The sequence below is a fragment of the Novosphingobium sp. SG754 genome (assembly GCF_013149315.1).
Taxonomy (GTDB): domain Bacteria; phylum Pseudomonadota; class Alphaproteobacteria; order Sphingomonadales; family Sphingomonadaceae; genus Novosphingobium; species Novosphingobium capsulatum.
In genome coordinates, this window is the sequence record NZ_JABGCC010000004.1 from 398,930 (window position 1) to 416,606 (window position 17,677).

A 17,677-nucleotide genomic window follows, 5' to 3' on the forward strand; every position below is an offset into this window, starting at 1 on the left:
GCCTATCAGCGCGAGGTGGAAACGCGATAGACCATGACGTGCCGATAGGGCTTGCCAGGATCGACGCGCGCGGAAACGAACGACGGGTGGTTGGGCGCATCGGGGAACTTCTGCGGTTCCAGCGCGATGCCATCGCCCATGCGATAGAGGTGGCCCTGCTTGCCGACCAGAGTGCCATCAAGGAAATTGCCGGCATAGAACTGCACGCCTGGCTCGGTGGTCAAGACTTCGAGCACGCGGCCCGAGGCAGGATCTTCCAGCCGCGCGGCAAGGCCCGGCTGCGCCGTCACGCCCTTGTCGAGCGCGAAGTTGTGGTCATAGCCACGGCCATAGACGATCTGCTGGTCGCGCCCATCGCGCAGCCCATCGGCGACGCGGCGCCCTTGCGTGAAATCGAACACGGTGCCGGCTACCGGGCGCAATTCACCGGTGGGGATCAGCGTGGCATCGATCGGCGTAAACGCCTTGGCCGGAATGGTCAGCACATGATCCATCGCGCCCTGCGACGATCCCTCGCCAGCCAAATTGAAGATGGCGTGGTTGGTCATGTTGATGATCGTGGGCTTGTCGGTGGTCGCCTCGAACGCGATCGTCAGGTTGCCAGCTTCGTCCAGCGAATAGGTCACCGTGGCCTTGACCGTGCCGGGATAGCCGGCGTCGCCATCGGGGCTGACATGGCTGAGCACGACGCTGGCCACTGCGCCGGATTTCACCGACACCACTTGCCACACCTGCTTGTCAAAGCCCTTGCCTCCACCATGCAGGCTGGCGGCCTTTTCATTGAGCGGTAGTTGATAGGCCTTGCCATCGAGCGTGAACTTGCCGCCTGCAATGCGGTTGGCATAGCGGCCCACGGTGACCCCGAAATAGTTGGGGTGATCGACATAGCCAGCGAGGTCGTCATAGCCGAGCAGCACGTCGGCCGGCTTGCCGGCGCGATCAGGCACGACCAGCGCCTGCAGCGTGGCGCCATAGCTGAGGATGCGGGCCGAAACGCCATTGGCGGCCTTGAGCGTAACGGCAACAACCTTCTGACCATCGGCCAGCGAACCTGCCGCCTCCTGGCTTGCCTGGGCAGCATGGGCACCGGAAAACGGCACAAGCGCCAGCAGCGCGGCAAGGGAAGCGGCCTTGGTGTTCATCCTGGTCTCCATGGTCGGCCTTTCTTGCCCGCTGGGCGGCACGTGAAAACACGTGCGCAGCCATTGACGTGGCCGTACCCGAGCATATAGTCCGACAAATAGAAAGAGCGCAAGCCGGTTCGCAAGCATCATGACGGGATGGCGAGGCCGCGCATTGCCGTTGCACACACACCCCTTCGAGAGAGGATGGACATGCCCCCAGTTGCTTCTTCGGCTGCGGCTTCCGCTGCCCCTGGCGAGGGCTTGCCGCCCGGCGCCAGCTATGGCCGCGCGCTGGCGCTCCTGGCCACGCTGTTCTTCATGTGGGGCTTCATCACGGTCATCAACAACACCCTGCTGCCGCATTTGCGCGCGGTGTTCGACCTCAACTATACCCAGACCACGCTGATCGAATCCGTGTGGTTCATTGCCTATTTCGTCGCCTCGATCCCCTCGGCCAAGCTGATCGAGAAGATCGGCTACAAGATGGCGATGGTCACCGGCCTGCTGATCATGGCCGCTGGCGCGCTGGGCATGATGGTGGCCGCCTCGATTCCGTCCTATGGCGTCACGCTGGTCATGCTGTTTGTCATCGCCAGCGGCATCACCCTGCTGCAAGTCGCGGCCAATCCCTATGTCGCCGTCGTCGGCCCGGCCGAAACCGCGTCGTCGCGGCTCACCCTGGTGCAGGCGCTCAACTCGGCCGGCACGATGCTGGCCCCGCTGTTCGGCGCCTATCTGATCCTGGGCCGCTCCAAAAGCGGCACGGCCAGCGCCACCACCGTGCTCACCCCGGCCGAGCGCCTGGCCGATGCGCATTCGGTTATCCTGCCCTATGGCCTGGTGGCCGCCGTGCTGGTGGTGCTGGCCGTGGTGATCGCGCGCTATCCCCTGCCCGCCATGGGCAGCGCGACCAGTCGCATGGCAGCAGAAGAACGCAAGCATCACTCGCTGTGGTCACACCGCAACCTTGTGTTCGGCATTCCGGCGATCTTCATCTATCTGATCGCCGAAATCGGCGTGGCCAACCTGTTCGTCAATTTCGTCAGCCAGGGTGACATTGCCAACCTGACGCACGAGCAGGCTGGGCGCTATCTGACGTTCCTGTGGGGCGGGATGATGGTGGGCCGCTTTGCCGGCGGGGCGATCATGCAGAGGGTGCGCGCCGAAACCGTGCTGGCCCTGGCCGCCGTGGGTGCATTCGTGGTGATGATGATTACCGTGTTCACCCACGGGCCCGTGGCGATGTGGGCGCTGATCAGCGTGGGGCTGTTCCACTCGATCATGTTCCCCACGATCTTTACCCTCGGGATCAAGGGCCTTGGCCCGCTGACCGAGGAAGCATCGGGCCTGCTGATCATGGCGATTGCCGGCGGCGCGCTGGTGGTGGTGCAGGGCAAGCTGGCCGATGCCTTTGGCCTGCAGACCTCGTTCCTGCTGACCGCGGCGTGCGAGCTTTACATCATCTTCTACGCGCTGTGGGGTGCGAAGACCAAGGCAACAGACTGATCGGCTCCTCCCCGAAACGGGGAGGGGGACCGCGCGAAGCGTGGTGGAGGGGATTGGCCGCCTGAAACGGCGTGCAAGGCGCAAGCTCCCCTCCACCAGCCTGCGGCTTGTCCCCCTCCCCGTACCGGGGAGGATCAGCGGTTTACGGCAGCTTCGATTGCGCTGGCGGTGTCTTCCAGGGCGAGTTGCACCAGAACACCCATCGCCTGGGCGGCTGCCTCGCCATCGCCTTCGGCAATTGCGTCATAGACGCGTGCATGATCGGGAATGGGGTTGCGCGGCAGTTCCCGGCTGCGCTGCTTGAACCGCGTGGTCCAATGCACCGCCGCGCCGATGCTGGCTGAGAGCACCAACAGCGCGGCATTGTGGCTGGCGCGCAGCACCGCATCGTGGAAATCACGGTCAGCCGCGCGGCCGGCATCGTTGGTCAGCGTATGCCGCCGCATCGCCGAAAGCGCATCGCGGATTGCCTTGAGATCGGCCTTGTCGCGGCGCTGGGCCGCCAGGCGCGCGGCGGCCGGTTCCACCACGGCGCGCAGTTCGAACAGATCGCGCACGAATTGCAGATCGGGTTCGCCGGCAAAGGCCCAGGCGAGCACTTCAGGATCGAGCAGATTCCAGCGGTCGCGCTCCAGCACGCGGGTGCCGGCCTTGGGGCGGCTTGCCACCAGGCCCTTGGCGGTCAGTACCTGGATCGCCTCGCGATAGGCGCTGCGCGACACTTTGAGTTCTTCGGCAAAGGCCACCTCGCCCGACAGGATATCGCCTGGCTGGTATTGGCCCGACAGGATCGCCGTGCCCAGCTTGTGAGCGATCGCCCCATGCAGGCGCCGGCCAGGGCCGCGCGCCGGGCTATCGCGCTCCTCGGCCGCGACACTGTCCGGCGCCGCGCTGTCGGCGGCGCTTTCCATTGCCTTGCCCTTGCGCGATTTGTCCGGGAACTGCCGTTGCATCACTGTCTCGATCGCCTCCTGCCAAACGTGGGTAGCAGGGAGCGACACGGGGTGAAACGACTATTATTGCGTTTGTCATGCTGGCGGAATATGTCGGAGTAAATAGGGAGAATCCGATGACCGAATTCCGCTCGACCGACGCCCACACCGGGCAGCCCCATGGGCCCGCCCTGGCGGTGCACGGCCTTGACGATGTGGCCCGGCTGTGTGCCGCGGCCGAGGCGGCGTTCGACATCTATCGCGCCACGAGCCGCGAAGAGCGCGCCCGCTTCCTCGAAACCATCGCCGAGGAAATTCTTGCCATCGGCGATACGCTGATCGTGGCCGCCATGCGCGAAAGCGGGTTGCCGCGCGCGCGGCTGGAGGGGGAGCGCGGCCGCACCGTGGGCCAGTTGCGCCTGTTTGCCGGCGTGGTGCGTGCAGGCGCATGGCAGCAGTTGCGCATCGATCCGGCCCTGCCCGATCGCCAGCCCCTGCCCCGCCCCGATCTGCGCCTGCGGATGATCCCGCTTGGCCCGGTGGCGGTGTTCGGTGCTTCCAACTTCCCCTTGGCGTTCTCCACGGCCGGGGGTGATACCGCCTCGGCGCTGGCGGCGGGGTGCCCGGTGGTGGTCAAGGGCCACCCGGCCCATCCCGACACCGGCGCGCTGGTCGCGGGCGCGATTGCCCGCGCGGTGGCCGCATGCGGCCTGCCCGAAGGCGTGTTCGGCCATCTCGTTGGCCCCGGCAACGAACTGGGCGCAGCGCTGGTGGCCGATCCGCGCATGGCCGCTGTCGGCTTTACCGGTTCGCGTGGCGGTGGCCTGGCGCTGGCCCGCATTGCACAACAGCGCGAGGTGCCGATCCCGGTCTATGCCGAAATGTCGAGCATCAACCCGGTCGTGCTGATGCCGGCAGCGCTGGCTGCACGCGGCGCGGCGCTCGGCCAAGCGTTCGTCGGCTCGCTCACCATGGGCGCCGGGCAGTTCTGCACCAACCCCGGCCTGGTACTGGCCATCGCCGGTGAAGGCCTCGACGCCTTCCTGGCCGCCGCGCGCGAGGGCGTGGGCCAAGCGCAGCCGCAGACCATGCTGACCAGCGGCATCCACGCTGCCTATGAAGCCGGGGTCAAGGCGCTGGCCACGGCCCCCGGCGTGGAAACCGTGGCGACCGGGCCGGTGGGCGAAGGCCCCTGTGGCCAGGCCGCGCTGTTCGTCACCACGGCCCAGGCCTTCCTGGCCGACAAGGCGCTCGGCCACGAAGTGTTCGGCGCCAGTTCGATCGTGGTGACCTGCGCTGATGCGGCCGAGCTTGCCACGGTGCTCAAGGGCCTGGAAGGCCAACTGACCGCCACCCTGCACATGGACGCAGCGGACGAGGCATTGGCAAGCGAGCTGCTGCCAATTCTTGAACGCAAGGTTGGCCGCATCCTGGCCAATGGCTGGCCCACCGGCGTCGAAGTGTGCCATGCCATGGTGCACGGCGGGCCGTTCCCGGCCACGTCCGATCCGCGCACCACCTCGGTCGGCAGCCTGGCGATCGATCGCTTCCTGCGCCCGGTCAGCTACCAGAACCTGAGCCAGGCGGTGTTGCCAGCCGAACTGACCGATGCCGCACGCGGCGATGGCGCGCCGCGCCTGATCGACGGCACGCTCACACTCTGATCCCCTTCTCTCGCGAAAGATCCTCTTCCATGGCAACCCGCCTTCTTCAGCATCGCAGCGCCGATGGCACGCGTCGCGTGATCCTGGCCACCGGTGACAGCGCCGTGTTCCTAGACAGCCCCGCGACGGTGCGCGAGCTGGCCCAGGCGGCGATCGCCGCCGGGCACAGCCTGGCCGATGCCGCTGCCGCCCGCGCCGGCAGCCAGGTGGTGGACATCGCCGCCGAGCTCGCCGCCGGCACGCTGCTGCCCGCGATCGACCATGATGACACCGCGCGCGTCTGGTTGACTGGCACCGGGCTTACCCATCTTGGTTCGGCGGAAGGGCGCGACAAGATGCACCGCGATGCCGCGCAGGCCGAAAAGCAGACCGATTCCATGCGGATGTTCCTGGAAGGGCTGGAGGGTGGCAAGCCCGCTGCTGGTACCGAAGGGCAACAACCGGAATGGTTCTACAAAGGGGATGGCACGCAGCTGGTCGGCCCGGGCCAGCCGCTGACGATGCCGGCATTTGCCAAGGATGGCGGCGAGGAACCGGAACTGGCCGGGATCTATCTGATCGGTGCCGATGGCACGCCCTGGCGCCTGGGGCTGGCACTGGCCAACGAGTTTTCCGACCATGTGACCGAGCGCCACAACTATCTGTGGCTGGCCCATTCCAAGCTGCGCCAGGCCGCGCTGGGCGCCGAACTGCTGCTGGGCAACCCGCCCGCCGACGTTCGCGGCACCAGCCGCGTGCTGCGCGATGGCGCCACGCTGTGGGAAAAGCCGTTCCTTTCGGGCGAAGACAACATGTCGCACAGCCTGGCCAACCTGGAACATCACCATTTCAAGTACGGATTGTTCCGCCGGCCCGGAGACATTCATGTGCACTTCTTCGGCACCGCCACTTTGTCGTTCAGCGACGGGATCAAGACGCAGGAAGGCGATGCCTTTGAAATCGCGGCGGCACCCTTTGCCCTGCCGCTGCACAATCCGCTGGCGCGCGCAGCGGCCGGCCCCGTGCCGTTCGCAGTCAAGGTGCTCTAAGCCATGGACCCGATCCGCATTGCCGTGGTCGGCATGGGCAAGATCGCCCATGACCAGCACCTGCCCGCGATTGCCGGCAACCCGGCCTTTACCCTAGCCGCCACGGTCAGCCGCAGCGACAGCAGCGTGGAGGGCGTGCCCCATTTCCACGATCTGTCCGCCCTGCTCGACAGTGGCGTGGCCATCGATGCGGTGGCGCTCTGCACCCCGCCGCAGGTGCGTTATGATCTGGCGGCGCTGGCGCTGGACAGGGGCCTGCACGTGTTCCTGGAAAAGCCGCCGGGCGCCACCCTGGCCGAAGTCGATGCGCTTGTGGCCCATGCCGCCAAGGCCGGCACCACGCTGTTTGCCTCTTGGCATTCGCGCTATGCCGCTGGCGTTGCCCCGGCGCGCGCCTGGCTGGCCGACCGGCAGATCACCGGCGTCAAGGTGATCTGGCGCGAGGATGTGCGCGTGTGGCATCCGGGCCAGGCGTGGATCTGGGAGCCGGGCGGCCTGGGCGTGTTCGATCCGGGGATCAATGCGCTCTCGATCATCACCCATATCCTGCCCGCACCGTTCTTCCTGGCCGAAGCCACGCTGGAAGTGCCGGAAAACCGCGCTGCCCCGATTGCGGCAGACCTGCATTTCCGCGATTCCCGCGGCACAGCCATCCACATGGATCTCGATTGGCGCCAGACCGGCCCGCAGAGCTGGGACATCGTGGTGGAAACCACCGACGGCACGCTGCGCCTTGCCAACGGCGGTGCGGTCCTGACCCTGCCGGGCGAGACACTGCGCGATGAAGACCACGAATATCCTGGCCTCTATGCCCGCTTTGCCGATCTCGTCGAGCAGGGGCAAAGCGATGTCGACACTCGCCCCCTTACCCTGGTGGCCGATGCATTCCTGCGCGGCAAACGGCTGGTGACAGACGCCTTTTTCGATTGATCCCGCCACCTTCGCAAACAAGGACGCGCCCTCGCATGATCAAGATGCTTTGCTCCGCCGCCGCCGCGCTGCTCGCCGCCACTGCCCTGGCCACGCCAGCGCTGGCCGATACCGGGGGCACGCCCACCACCGCCACGCTGCACGCTGACAAGCCCGGCCCGACCTATGACCGGCATATCTTCACCCAGTTTGCCGAGCATCTCGGCAATGGCATCTATGGCGGGCTGTGGGTAGGCAACGACAAGTCCATCCCCAACACCAACGGCTTCCGCAACGACGTGGTCGGCGCGCTGCGCGATCTCAAGGTGCCGATGGTGCGCTGGCCTGGCGGCTGCTTTGCCGATGAATACCACTGGCGCGAGGGAATCGGGCCGCAGGCGAAGCGCCCGGTCAAGGTCAACACCAACTGGGGCGGCGTGACCGAGCCCAACAGCGTGGGCACGCACGAATACTTCGAACTGCTCCGCCAGATCGGCGCGGAGGCCTATATCTCGGGCAACGTGGGCAACGGCACCCCGCGCGAAATGGCCGAATGGATCGAATATGTCACCGCGCCGGCCGGCAGCCTGGCTGACGAGCGCGCCCGCAATGGCCACAAGCAGCCCTGGGCCCTGCCCTATTTCGGCATCGGCAACGAGCTGTGGGGCTGTGGCGGCAACATGCGCGCCGAATACGCGGTTGACGAAACACGCCGCTATTCCGCGTTCATCAAGCCCGTGGCCGGCACGCAGATCCTGCGCGTGGCCTCTGGCGCCAATGCGGATGACACCAACTGGACCGAAACGATGATGCGGTCGGCCCGCGACCAGGTCGATGGCCTGTCACTGCATTATTATACCGTGCCTGGCCGTGGCACCTGGCCGCCCAAGGCGCAGCCGGTTGGTTTTGACGAGCACGACTGGGCCGATGCCCTCGCAGGGGCGCGCCGGATCGACGATCTGCTCGCCCGGCACACCGCGATCATGGACAAGTATGATCCGCAAAAGCGCGTGTTCCTGGCAGTGGACGAATGGGGCGCCTGGTATGCCCAGGATGCCGGCACGCACCCCGGCTTCCTGCGTCAGCAGAACAGCCTGCGCGATGCGCTGATCGCCTCGACCACGCTGGACATCTTTGCCCGCTATGCCGATCGCGTGCGACTGTCGGCGATCGCGCAGATGGTCAACGTGCTGCAGGCCATGATCCTGACCGACGGCAAGAAGATGGTGCTGACGCCCACCTATCATGTCTTCATGATGTATCGCCCGTGGCAGGATGCCACCGTGCTGCCGATCGACATCGTCACGCCGTGGTATGCCAAGGACCAGTTCACGATGCCGGCGGTGAGCGGCTCTGCCGTGCGCGACAAGGCTGGCGTGGTGCACGTGGCCCTGTCCAACCGCGATCCCGCCCAAGCCAATACGGTGACGGTCAAGCTGGATGGGATCGCCGCCACCAGCGCGAGCGGCCAGGTGCTGACCGGCGCCGCGATCGATGCGCACAATACCTTTGCTGCGCCTGATACCGTGCGCCCGATGCCGTTCAGCGCGGCAACGATCCAGAACGGCGTGCTCAGCGTCACGCTGCCCGCCAAGTCTGTCGTCGTGCTCGACCTGCGCTGATCGCCAGCGCGCCTGCTTAAACAAATGGTGCCGGGCCGCTGTCCCGGCCCGGCACCTGGAAGGCCAGCCCGGCATGCGCCGGGCTGGCCTTTTTCCGTTGTGTGGCGATCAGATCTTGAAGCCGAAGCGCACGCCATAAGTGCGCGGCGGCTGGAACTGATAGGTATTGAGGCGCGAGTTGAAGTTCTGCGCCGCGTAGGCGAGGACGACCTTGTCACCCACGTTGCGCACGAACGCCTGGAGCGTCCAGCGCGCGCCCTCGGGGGCATACTGCAGCGACAGGTTGCCGGTCACATAGGGACGCGACTGCGTGTCATAGGTGTTGAACACCGAGTAGTAGAACGACGAGCTGTACTTGGCATCGGCGCGCGGGGTCAGCGTGCCACCGAAAGCCGGGATGGCATATTCGATGCCGCCCGAGACAGACAGCTTGGGCGCGTTGGGCAGCTGGTGGCCACCGATGCTCTGCGGCGTGCCACCACCATCGTTGACGGTGATGTTGTCGCCAAACCGGGTGTGCAGCCACGCGGCGTTGAGGTCGATCCGCCCGCCTTGGCCGAACAGGGCCACGGCCTGCGCTTCGGCGCCATAGATCTTGGCCGTACCGACGTTGAACGTGCCGGCCGCGCCATTGAGCGAGTCTGCCGTCTGCGAAGCCTGGTAACCGCGATAGTTGAAGTAGAACGCCGAGGCGTTGAGCTGCAGGCGGTTGCCCATGAAGCGGTTCTTGGTGCCCACTTCAAACGCGTCGAGGGTTTCGGGACCATAGGGGATCGAGGCTGCCGAACCGTTGGAGTTGAACCCGCCCGACTTGTAGCCGCGATCATACTTGGCATAGACCAGCGAATTGCTGGCCGGGGTATAGTCCAGGCCCACGTGCCAGGTCGGCTGCGACTTGGTCATGCGGCCCGCACCATCGGTGAAACCCGTGGTGAAGGGGAAGACAAAGCCCCATTCCGGGAAAGCCAGCGCCGGATAATTGAGCGTGGCGCCGCCGGTGCGCACCTTTTCATCGCGGGTATAGCGCCCGCCGACGGTGAGCTTCCACTGATCGCCCAGCTTGTAGGCGATCTGGCCGAACACCGCGTCAGACTTGGTCTTGACGTTGTAATCGAAGTGGATCCCGTAGGTGTTGGAAAAATCCAGGAACGACAGCGGGCCGCCGGGCGCATAAGGGCCGGTCATCGCCAGGTTATAGATCCCGGAATTGATCGTGTTGGTTTCCTGGAAGTGGAACAGGCCAACCTGGAAGAACAGCGGGTTGTTCGACCCGTTGGACAGGCGCACTTCATGGTTCCAGGTGGTGGGTGCCTCGTGCTGGATGAAATTGCGGATCGCCGGATAGGCCGGGCCCGTGGCATCGAGCTTGTGCGCCCAGGTCTGCTTGTCCCATCCGCCAGCATAAGTCAGCGTCAGGTCGCCGGCAAAGTTGGCCACGGTGCCTTCCCAGCGGATGCGATCGCCCTTTACCCGGTTAGACGTGAGCGCCTGGTTGGGAAAGCTGCGCGCGTCGCCGAAATCGGGGCGTGTGCCCAGCGCCGCAACCATCGCCACGTCGCCCACGTTGCGGATGTCGTCATGCTGGTACGACGCCCAGAGCTTGACGTTGTCGGTCGGCTTCCACTGCAGCTGTACGCGGCCGGACGAGGTATTTTCATCATCCCCGTCCAGGTTGATGCCGGTGAGGTGGCGATAGCCGTCGTGCTGGCGATGGATGCCCGAGAAGCGCACGGCCAGCGTGTCGGTCAGCGGCACGTTGCCGCCGGCTTCCACGTTGAGCGCGCGATAGTTGCCCACTTCGAACGAGCCATAGGCGCCCGCCGTGTCGCTGGGGCGGTTGGTGATCAGCGAGATCAGGCCACCGGTGGAGTTACGGCCGTTGAGCGTGCCCTGCGGGCCCTTGAGCACTTCGATGCGGGCGATGTCGTACATCGAGGTGCCGATGGAGAACGAGCGGTTGGTATAGAACCCGTCGCGCGCGATCGGCACGGAAGGATCGCCGATTTCGGTCACGTCGGTCGACGCGATGCCGCGCACGGCGACATAGGCCGAACCCGAGCTGGTGCTGAGATTGACGCTGGGATCGACCGTCGCGAGCGACTGCACGTTGCTGATGCCCTTCTGGGCCAGATCCGCACCGGTATAGACGGTCAAGGCCACAGCAGTCTTCTGCGCCGAGCTTTCGGTGCGGTTGGCCGTGACGACGATTTCAGCAAGGCCGTCATTGTTGCCGCCCGTGCTGCTGGCAGCATCTTGCGGCGCGGCGCCATCCTGCGCGTGCGCAACCGTGGCAATCGTAGGCATGCTGGCACCGATCAACAGTGCCGCGATCAGGCGGTTCATCCGACGTCCTCCCCTTTTGAGCATGGCGAGATCGTGACTCGCCATTTATAAAATCAAAATGCTGGTTCTTATTATGGCGGATGGAATTTCCGGTCAAGATGGTTTGACGCAGATCAACCGCGCGGCATTTTACCATTATTTTCCAACAGTTTAATCCATAAAAAACCACATCTTGACAGAGCGGCCGGGGAAAGCGATACGAAGATCAATAAGAACTAAAGTTCTAATTATGGCGTGGCGCCTGCCCGCCGCTGGGGAGAGCCATGATCACCACCGCCTTCGTTCCGCGCCACGCCACCGGGCCGGCCACAACGGCGCCGGCAGTGTCCCGCAGCCGCCAGCGCGCGGGCCTCGCGCCGGCCGCGCCAGTTCCATCCCGTTCCCTTTCCCAGCGCGCAGCCCTTCGCTGCCGCCCCTCCTGACGGAGCCATGAAAGCCATGTCCAAGATCCAACGGGGCGTCAGCCTCTACTCGTTTCAGGAAGAGCTCTTCCTGGGCACCATGAGCGTGGAGGACTGCATCGCGTTTGGCAGTTCGATCGGCGCCAAGGGCATCGAAATCCTGCCCGAGCAGAACATGCCCGAATTCCCCAACCTGAGCGATGCCGACGTGGCGCGCTGGCAGGACATGCTGGCCCGCCATGGCGCGCATTTCACCTGCTATGACATGTTCCTCGATACCAAGCTGCGCAAGGATCGCCCGATGAGCGATGCCGAGCAGGTGGAAAGCATCGTGCGCGACATCAAGCTGGCCAGCCGGCTGGGCATTCGCAACATGCGCGTGCTGGTGTTCGTGCGGCCCGATATCCTGGCGGCCTGCGTGCCCTATGCCGAGCAGTATGACGTGCACCTGGGCGTGGAAGTGCACGCGCCGTGGCATCTCGAACATGCCTGGATCCTGCGCACGATCGACGAGGCAGACCGCCTGGGCACCCGTCACCTGGGCATCCTGCCCGACATGGGCATCTTCATGAAGCATTATCCGCCGGCCTTCCGCGCGCGGTTCGAACGCCAGGGCGCGCGGCCCGAGGTGACGCAGTTCATCGTGGACAGCCACGAGGCCAAGATCATGGCCGAATACACGATCTACGAAGTGGCCGTGAAGATGGGCGGCAACAAGGCCGAGGTGGCCATGGCCGAGACCCTGCGCCATGCCCCCTATGCCAACCCCAAGCGGATCGGCGACTACGCCCCCTATTTCCGGCACATCCAGGCCAAGTTCTATGAAATGGACGAGGACTGCACCGACCCGTCGATCGCCTATGACGAGGTCATCCCCGAACTCGTCAAGTGCGGCTGGGAAGGAACCCTGTCCAGCGAATACGAAGGCAACCGCTGGATCCAGGACGTGCACCCGGTGGACAGCCGCGAGCAGGTGCGCCGCCAGCATGTGATGTTCGAGCGCCTGATCGACCAGGCAGAAGCCGCATTCGGCGCCAAGGAGACCGTGTGATGTTCGACAAGTACCTGATCGATGCCGCCACGGTGCGCAATATCGGCCCGGCGGAGGCGCCGACCGGCTTCGCATTCGACGCCAAGCTGGGCTATTACCGCGGCCTGACCCTGTCGATGATCGAAGAACTGGCGATCACGCTCGATGGCGTGGAACTGCCGCGTGAAGCGGTGCAGTTCGATGAGGGCCAGGGCCCGATCACGCTGGATGCCATGGAAACCGCCTATGACCGGCGGTGGGGATTCGGCACGCCGGCCACGATCATCGTCAACCATCCCGGCGGCTTGCCAGCGGGCGAACACACCCTCGCGCTGCGTCAAAAGCTGCGCGTGTCCTACCTGCCCTTCCCCGCCTTCAACACCGACGAAAAGACGGTGCAAGCGGCCTGAAAGGATAACGACGCCATGCATGCTGCCATCAAATCTGCGCTGGCCCTGGCCCTGTTCACCGGTGCGATGGCAGCATCGCATGCCGTTGACGCCAAGCCCGCAGCGCCGCACCACGTCACCGCGGCCACCGCTGCTGCGCGCGAAACCGCCCGCAACCGGGCGATCATCACTGACTTTGCCCGCCGCTTCTATACCCTGCGGCAAGTACGCAGCGCGTTCGAAGCCTATGTCGCGCCGGATTATATCCAGCACAACCCCGGGCTTGGCGATGGGCGCGAGGCGGCCATCGCGGCGCTCACACCGATGTTTTCCGACCCCGGGCACAGCTTTTCGATCCGCCACATCGTGGTCGATGGCGATCTGGCGGCGATCCACATCTTCGTTAAGCCCGACCCGGCAGCGCGCGGCGCGGCCGTTGCCGATTTCTATCGCCTGAAAGATGGAAAGATCGTCGAGCACTGGGACGTGATCCAGCCCATCCCCGAAAAGGCCGCCAACCCTCATCCGATGTTTTGATCGCCAGGCAGGCAAACGCGGCGCCGGCGCACCCCGCGCCGCCCGGAAATGCGGCTAGACAAACAATAATAAAAGTTCTAATTCTAAATAGCATCAGCCGCAGCGCGATCGGGGGGCACAGGCGTGTTCCGAAAGTCCACGCCGGCTGCGCCGACTTTTTGGGGAGAGATCATGCGTTTTTCCGTGTTCCTGAATGCCCGTTCGATGAGCCCGGCCGAGGATGGCCGGTTGATCACCGACCTGATCGGCCACGCCGAACAGGCCGCCGCCAACGGGTTCGAGGCGATCTTCATGCCCGACCACCACTTCAACGGCTATATGCCGGTGGCGAGCGACAGCTTCATCCTGGCCGGCTATCTCGCCGCGCGCCTGCCGCAGATGCACTTCGGCTTTTCGGTGGTGTCGGTGCCGCTGCACCACCCGGTACGCTTTACCGAGCGCGTCAACGTGCTCGATCATCTGACCAAGGGCAAGCTGCTGGTCGGCGTCGGTTCGGGCACCACGCCCGAGGAAATGATCGGCTTCAACGTCAACTACAAGGACGCCGGCCCGCTCGCCGAAGCCAATCTTGCCGTGGCCGAAGAGCTGTGGGCCAAGCGCATGGATGATCCTGCGGTGCGGATCGACAACGGCCCATATCAGGGCCGCGTGCTGCAGCGCATCACGCCCTCGCCCTATGGCGAACAGCACGCCCGGCTGATGCCGGTGGCGATGAAGGAAAGCAGCGCCCGCCGCGCCGCGCGCCATGGCTGGCCAGCCTTCATCCCCGCGTTCACCCCGCCCAAGATCGGCGGCACCGAACCGTTCACGCATGTGAAAAAGTACTTCGACATCTACAAGGGCCTGCTGCTGGAAGCCGGGCACAGCGATGACGTGGTCAAGGATGCGCTGTCGTGGACCACGCACACCTATCAGGCGGTGCACGTGGCCGAGACCGACGAGCAGGCGCGCGAGGAACTCATGGTGATCCTGCGTTCATACCAGGACGCGATCGAGCGCGAGGCCGAATTCAACGCCCGCGCCGAAAACGATGAAGCCAATACCAAGACCGACCGCACCCCCAACGCGCTGACCGACGACTGGATCGGCACGTGGTGCCTCTATGGCTCGCCCGAAACGGTGATCGAGCATCTGCGCCCCTATGCCGAACTGGGCATCGGCAACGTGCTGTGCGGCACCACCACCGGGCCGCTGACCGACGAGCGCCTGCGCCTGGGCCAGCAGACGCTTGACCTGATGGGCAGCAAGGTCATCCCGGCCCTCAAGGGAGCGTGAACGCCATGAAGATCGTGGGGATCGGCGGAACCCTGCGCGATGGCTCCAGCACCGAACGCCTGGTGGCGGCGGTGCTGGACGCGTGCGCAAGCATGGGCGCCCAGACGCAGATGTTCGGGGGCAGCGCCTTGAAGGCCCTGCCCCATTTCAACCCGGAAAGCGCAGAGCGGACCACCGGCGAGCGCGCCCTGGTCGACGCGGTGCGGGATGCTGACGCGGTGGTGATCGGTTCACCCGGCTATCACGGCGGGGTATCGGGCCTGGTCAAGAACGCGATCGACCTGCTCGAAGACTTGGCGCGCGACGCACGCCCCTATTTCGACGGGCGCCCGGTCGGGCTGGTGGTCAGCGCCGCCGGCTGGCAGGCGACTGGCGTGACCCTGGCCGCGTTGCGCGGCATTACCCATGCCATGCGCGGCTGGCCCACCCCGCTGGGCATTGCCGTCAACACCGTGGCGCAAAAACCGTTCGCCGCCGATGGCAGCCTGGCCGATCCCGAAATCGCCGGAGCCGTTGCCATGCAGGCCCGCCAGATCATGCAATTTGCCAAAGGTGCCGCATGACGCTTTCCCTTGCCGACGCCGCCCGCCTCACGGCCGGCGCCACGATGTGGACCACGGGCGCCGTTCCCGAACGCAATGCCCGCAGCCTGATGCTGGCCGATGGCCCGATGGGCGTGGCCAGCGGCCGGGTGGACGAACGCGACGTTTCCGTGCTCACCCCCGCCCCAGTGGCGCAGGGCGCCAGCTGGGATCTCGATCTCGTGGCGCAGATGGGCGCGCTGGTGGGCAACGATGCCATCACCATGGGTGTCGATGCGCTGCTTGCACCCAACGTCAACATGGCGCGCAGCCCGCTCGCCGGGCGGGCGTTCGAATACTATTCGGAAGATCCGCTGCTTACCGGGCTGTGCGGCGCGGCCTGGGTGCGCGGCATCCAGTCCACCGGCACCGCCGCCGTGGCCAAGCACTTTGTCTGCAACGACAGCGAGACCCAGCGCGACACGATGAACTGCGTGGTGGACGATGCCACACTGCGCCAGGTCTATCTGCTGCCATTCGAAATGGCCTGCGCCGCCGGCTGCGGAGGCATCATGACGGCCTACAACCACGTCAACGGCGATTGGTGTGCCGAGGCTTCGGGCCCGCTGGCCATCGTGCGCGATGAATGGGCCTATGGCGGCGTGCTGATGAGCGATTTCTTCGCCACGCATTCCACCGCTGCCACGCTCAACGCCGGGCTGGACCTGGAAATGCCCGGTCCCGCCCGCTTCCTGGGTGCCAAGGCGGAAGATGCCGTGGCCCAAGGCCTGGTCGGCGCAGACCGCGTGCAGGACGCCGCCGAACGGGTGATCCGCTTCAACCAGCGTTTTGGCGGCGCCAAGACACCCGCCACGCTCGATAGCGAGGAACTGCTCACCGCCGGCGCGGCGGCAGGCTTCGTGCTGCTGCGCAACGATGGCCTGCTGCCGCTCGCACCGACGATCCTCACGCTGGCGGTGATCGGCCCCAATGCCACGGCGCCGTGCTATCAGGGCGGCACCTTTGCCCGCATCGCCGTGACTCCGGATGCGCTCACGCCGCTCGAAGCGATCACCGCCACGCTGGGTCAGCACATGGCGATCGTCCATGAACCGGGCGTCGATCCCCAGCCCCGCCTGCCCGCCATGCCGGTGACCCCGGCGATGGACCTGGGCGATGGCTGCGCGACCGGCCTGACGGTGGAATACTTCGCCGGACACGATCTCACCGCAGAACCACTCTCGCGTGAGACGCGGGCGACCAATTCGCTGGTCTGGTTCCATGGCGTGCACGATCAGGGTCGCTTCAACGAGACCGGCGCCGTGCGTGCCAGCGGCTGGTATGTCGCGTCTGGCGATGGCGCGCATCGCTTCTATGCCGGGGCAACCGGCCCGGTGGTACTCAAGGTCGATGGCGTCGAAATCATCCGCCGCGATGTCCAGCCGGCGGCGTCCGACATCATGGGCGTGCTCAAGGCCGGCGATGCCGACGAAGGCGTGGTGACGCTCCGCGCCGGGCAGCGCGTGCTGGTCGAAGTGGAACTGCGTTATGCCCCGGCCCGCGTGCAAGGCCTGTGGTATGGCGTGCGGGCGCCCGATACGCCCGATGCCATGCTCGCCCGCGCCATTGCTGCCGCAGCCCAGGCCGATGCCGTGGTGCTGATGCTGGGCGAAACCGCCGATGCCAGCGTGGAAAGCAAGGACCGCAGCGATACCCGGCTCGATCCGGCGCAGTTGCACCTGGCGCAGGCCGTGCGTGCGGCCAATCCCCGCACGGCGATCGTGGTCAACGTCGGCCACGCGTTTGATGCCAGCTTTGCCGCCGATGCCGCCGCGTTGCTGGTGGCCTGGTATCCGGGGCAGAACTTCGGCAAGGCCCTGGCCGACGTGCTGATCGGCACGCGCGAACCCGGTGGCCGCCTGCCGATGACCCTGGCAACGCAAGAGGCCGATTATCCCGCCTATGGCCTGACGCCCGATGACGGGGGTGACCTGCGCTATGATGACGGGTTGCTGGTTGGCTATCGCGGCCTCAAGGCGCAGGGCAAGGCCGCGCTGTTTCCGCTTGGTGCCGGCATGGGCTATACCAGCTTTGCCCTGGGCGAGGCCCGCATCGCCGATGGCCGGATCGTGGTGGAGGTGACCAACACCGGCACCCGCGCCGGCAGCGAGGTGATCCAGGCCTATCTGGCGCAAAGCCCCTATGCCCTGGTCGGCTTTGCCAAGCTGCACCTCGCCCCGGGCGAAAGCGCCACCGCCACGATCGAACCCAGCCCCTATATCCTGCGCAGCGTGCCGGGCAGCGATGCCGTGCCGCTGGTGGTGGGGCGCAACGCACAGGACGCCGCTTTCACGCTACGCTTGCCGCGCTAGGCACAGCCAGCAGTTGCAGCAGAC

Annotated in this window: 14 protein-coding genes; 11 read left to right on the forward strand and 3 right to left on the reverse strand. The window is 65.8% G+C overall.

The window, feature by feature from the left end:
• Positions 1 to 5: 5 nt before the first annotated feature.
• Entirely contained in the window at positions 6 to 1,142 is a 1,137-nt protein-coding gene (locus tag FHW97_RS12415; protein ID WP_370525387.1) for an aldose epimerase family protein, read from the reverse strand.
• Positions 1,143 to 1,334: 192 nt separating this feature from the next.
• On the opposite strand from FHW97_RS12415, the gene FHW97_RS12420 reads away from it, so the two are divergent.
• Positions 1,335 to 2,630, forward strand: a complete 1,296-nt coding sequence (locus tag FHW97_RS12420; protein WP_171799128.1) for a sugar MFS transporter — start codon at positions 1,335 to 1,337, stop codon at positions 2,628 to 2,630.
• Positions 2,631 to 2,764: 134 nt separating this feature from the next.
• On the opposite strand, the gene FHW97_RS12425 is transcribed toward FHW97_RS12420, so the two are convergent.
• Positions 2,765 to 3,631 carry a FadR/GntR family transcriptional regulator gene (locus FHW97_RS12425; protein ID WP_370525386.1) on the reverse strand — a complete coding sequence of 289 codons (867 nt, stop codon included), beginning with the start codon at positions 3,629 to 3,631 and terminating at the stop codon, positions 2,765 to 2,767.
• A gap of 68 nt (positions 3,632 to 3,699) precedes the next feature.
• On the opposite strand from FHW97_RS12425, the gene FHW97_RS12430 reads away from it, so the two are divergent.
• The 4 genes from FHW97_RS12430 to FHW97_RS12445 are packed head-to-tail and all read left to right on the forward strand — an operon-like array spanning position 3,700 to position 8,785.
• Complete coding sequence (locus FHW97_RS12430; protein WP_171799129.1) at positions 3,700 to 5,226, forward strand: aldehyde dehydrogenase (NADP(+)); 1,527 nt, start codon at positions 3,700 to 3,702, stop codon at positions 5,224 to 5,226.
• A 29-nt stretch (positions 5,227 to 5,255) separates the two neighbouring features.
• Positions 5,256 to 6,254, forward strand: coding sequence for an AraD1 family protein (gene araD1, locus FHW97_RS12435; protein ID WP_171799130.1), 999 nt, complete (start codon positions 5,256 to 5,258; stop codon positions 6,252 to 6,254).
• Positions 6,255 to 6,257: 3 nt separating this feature from the next.
• Positions 6,258 to 7,184 carry a Gfo/Idh/MocA family protein gene (locus tag FHW97_RS12440; RefSeq protein ID WP_171799131.1) on the forward strand — a complete coding sequence of 309 codons (927 nt, stop codon included), beginning with the start codon at positions 6,258 to 6,260 and terminating at the stop codon, positions 7,182 to 7,184.
• A gap of 35 nt (positions 7,185 to 7,219) precedes the next feature.
• A complete protein-coding gene (locus tag FHW97_RS12445; protein WP_171799132.1) occupies positions 7,220 to 8,785 on the forward strand; it encodes an alpha-N-arabinofuranosidase in 1,566 nt (521 codons plus the stop codon).
• Positions 8,786 to 8,893: 108 nt separating this feature from the next.
• On the opposite strand, the gene FHW97_RS12450 is transcribed toward FHW97_RS12445, so the two are convergent.
• On the reverse strand, positions 8,894 to 11,128 hold the full coding sequence (locus tag FHW97_RS12450) for a TonB-dependent receptor (protein WP_168351384.1): 2,235 nt from the start codon (positions 11,126 to 11,128) through the stop codon (positions 8,894 to 8,896).
• Between the two features lie 438 nt (positions 11,129 to 11,566).
• On the opposite strand from FHW97_RS12450, the gene FHW97_RS12455 reads away from it, so the two are divergent.
• The 6 genes from FHW97_RS12455 to FHW97_RS12480 all read left to right on the forward strand — a co-directional run bounded on the left by FHW97_RS12455 (position 11,567) and on the right by FHW97_RS12480 (position 17,653).
• Positions 11,567 to 12,580 (forward strand): sugar phosphate isomerase/epimerase, encoded by a 1,014-nt coding sequence (locus FHW97_RS12455; RefSeq protein WP_171792579.1) that lies wholly within the window; start codon positions 11,567 to 11,569, stop codon positions 12,578 to 12,580.
• Positions 12,580 to 12,969: a DUF6379 domain-containing protein gene (locus FHW97_RS12460; RefSeq protein ID WP_171799133.1), complete on the forward strand. Its 390-nt coding sequence runs from the start codon at positions 12,580 to 12,582 to the stop codon at positions 12,967 to 12,969. The genes FHW97_RS12455 and FHW97_RS12460 overlap by 1 nt, the downstream gene beginning before the upstream one ends.
• A 15-nt stretch (positions 12,970 to 12,984) precedes the next feature.
• Complete coding sequence (locus tag FHW97_RS12465) at positions 12,985 to 13,485, forward strand: nuclear transport factor 2 family protein (RefSeq protein WP_253941758.1); 501 nt, start codon at positions 12,985 to 12,987, stop codon at positions 13,483 to 13,485.
• 171 nt (positions 13,486 to 13,656) lie between these two features.
• A complete protein-coding gene (locus tag FHW97_RS12470) occupies positions 13,657 to 14,760 on the forward strand; it encodes an LLM class flavin-dependent oxidoreductase (RefSeq protein WP_171799134.1) in 1,104 nt (367 codons plus the stop codon).
• 5 nt (positions 14,761 to 14,765) lie between these two features.
• Positions 14,766 to 15,323, forward strand: coding sequence for an NADPH-dependent FMN reductase (locus FHW97_RS12475; RefSeq protein ID WP_169048163.1), 558 nt, complete (start codon positions 14,766 to 14,768; stop codon positions 15,321 to 15,323).
• On the forward strand, positions 15,320 to 17,653 hold the full coding sequence (locus tag FHW97_RS12480) for a glycoside hydrolase family 3 C-terminal domain-containing protein (protein WP_171799135.1): 2,334 nt from the start codon (positions 15,320 to 15,322) through the stop codon (positions 17,651 to 17,653). Before FHW97_RS12475 ends, FHW97_RS12480 begins: the two co-directional genes overlap by 4 nt.
• Positions 17,654 to 17,677 lie beyond the last annotated feature (24 nt).

Excerpts from the sequence above, each read along its gene's own strand:
- FHW97_RS12480 (WP_171799135.1), top strand. The coding sequence starts at position 15,320 with ATGACGCTTTCCCTTGCCGACGCCGCCCGCCTCACGGCCGGCGCCACG.
- FHW97_RS12470 (WP_171799134.1), top strand. The coding sequence starts at position 13,657 with ATGCGTTTTTCCGTGTTCCTGAATGCCCGTTCGATGAGCCCGGCCGAG.
- FHW97_RS12450 (WP_168351384.1), bottom strand. The coding sequence starts at position 11,128 with ATGAACCGCCTGATCGCGGCACTGTTGATCGGTGCCAGCATGCCTACG.
- FHW97_RS12475 (WP_169048163.1), top strand. The coding sequence starts at position 14,766 with ATGAAGATCGTGGGGATCGGCGGAACCCTGCGCGATGGCTCCAGCACC.
- FHW97_RS12430 (WP_171799129.1), top strand. The coding sequence starts at position 3,700 with ATGACCGAATTCCGCTCGACCGACGCCCACACCGGGCAGCCCCATGGG.
- FHW97_RS12420 (WP_171799128.1), top strand. The coding sequence starts at position 1,335 with ATGCCCCCAGTTGCTTCTTCGGCTGCGGCTTCCGCTGCCCCTGGCGAG.
- araD1 (WP_171799130.1), top strand. The coding sequence starts at position 5,256 with ATGGCAACCCGCCTTCTTCAGCATCGCAGCGCCGATGGCACGCGTCGC.
- FHW97_RS12465 (WP_253941758.1), top strand. The coding sequence starts at position 12,985 with ATGCATGCTGCCATCAAATCTGCGCTGGCCCTGGCCCTGTTCACCGGT.
- FHW97_RS12460 (WP_171799133.1), top strand. The coding sequence starts at position 12,580 with ATGTTCGACAAGTACCTGATCGATGCCGCCACGGTGCGCAATATCGGC.
- FHW97_RS12415 (WP_370525387.1), bottom strand. The coding sequence starts at position 1,142 with ATGAACACCAAGGCCGCTTCCCTTGCCGCGCTGCTGGCGCTTGTGCCG.
- FHW97_RS12445 (WP_171799132.1), top strand. The coding sequence starts at position 7,220 with ATGATCAAGATGCTTTGCTCCGCCGCCGCCGCGCTGCTCGCCGCCACT.
- FHW97_RS12440 (WP_171799131.1), top strand. The coding sequence starts at position 6,258 with ATGGACCCGATCCGCATTGCCGTGGTCGGCATGGGCAAGATCGCCCAT.
- FHW97_RS12455 (WP_171792579.1), top strand. The coding sequence starts at position 11,567 with ATGTCCAAGATCCAACGGGGCGTCAGCCTCTACTCGTTTCAGGAAGAG.